This is a genomic window from Oleiphilus sp. HI0043, assembly GCF_001634935.1.
In genome coordinates this window covers 1-1,112 of sequence record NZ_LWEY01000552.1, presented here as the reverse complement: position 1 = coordinate 1,112, position 1,112 = coordinate 1, and the positions used below count along the sequence as shown (strand labels likewise).

The following is a 1,112-nucleotide window of genomic DNA, read 5'->3' as shown; positions in this document are numbered from 1 at the left end:
GCACAAAGTATCAAACTGGAAGTCGACAGCCTTTATCAACTATCGCAAAACCAGAAAGCGCCTTTAAATCATCCGATGACGGTTGGTGTCATTCCAACAGTCGGGCCTTACTTACTTCCCAAAGTCTTACCTGCACTTCGCCAACAATACCCTGACTTCAAACTGACAATTATCGAAGAGCAGTCTCATGTCCTGGTAGACATGATCCGCAAAGGCGAGATTGATACCGCAATTCTGGCGCTACCCTATCCACATGACGGACTGTTAGCCTTTGAGTTCTTTCAAGAAGACTTTTACTGGCTGACGCGCAATGATGCAGAGCAATCAGGTTTAGATGAAATCACCAGTACCGAAATAGATCAGTCAAAACTAATGCTACTCAAGGACGGTCACTGCCTTAAAGATCATGCCCTAGCAGCATGTAAGCTAAGTAATAATGAACAAAGTGAAACACTAGGCGCGACCAGCCTCAACACTTTGATTCAAATGGTGGCCGGTCGTATGGGTAGTACTCTCGTTCCCGAGATGGCCTTAAAGCAGATAAATAGCCAAAGCGATGACCTCAAAGCAATTCACTTGAATGAACCAGGACCTCATCGCAGAATCGCTTTTTTAAGTCGCCCCAACTATATCGGCGTCAAGAACATTGAGTGCTTAATGGAAGTGTTTGCTGAAGAACTTCGTTAAGAAAAAGTGATCATCTACTTCTATTTTTTGAACTATACAAATTGCACATGACTTGCGAAGCTAACAATGCAAACAATCAATAGGAGAAAGTCGAATGAAAAAGATTATCGAGACAATTAGCCCAAAAGCATCAAAGCATAGTAATGACAAGCCTTCTGCATGTAAGTCCTGCAACTACAGCAATGACTACTACCAGGACAGGGTTTGTCGCTAAACCCATCTAACTGTAGGCAAAGCCTTCCACAGCTCGCATGAGGAGTAGCATGGGGCAGAGTCTGCGAGGGGCGGAACCCTCTGCCTACGCGGGCACTAGGTAAACCGACTTCTGTAGGCAGAGCCTTCCATGGCTCGCAAGCGGGCTAGTACGGGGTTGATCCAGCGAAGGCTGGAACCCTCTGCCTACGGCAATCGTTATTTGTTAGATA

At 45.7% G+C, this 1,112-nt stretch carries 1 protein-coding gene; it reads left to right on the top strand.

Going from position 1 to position 1,112, the window contains the following annotated elements:
* Positions 1–687 (top strand): LysR substrate-binding domain-containing protein (locus tag A3729_RS06765; RefSeq protein ID WP_068633493.1); only part of this gene is annotated, 687 nt, incomplete at its 5' end.
* Between the last annotated feature and the right edge of the window lie 425 nt (positions 688–1,112).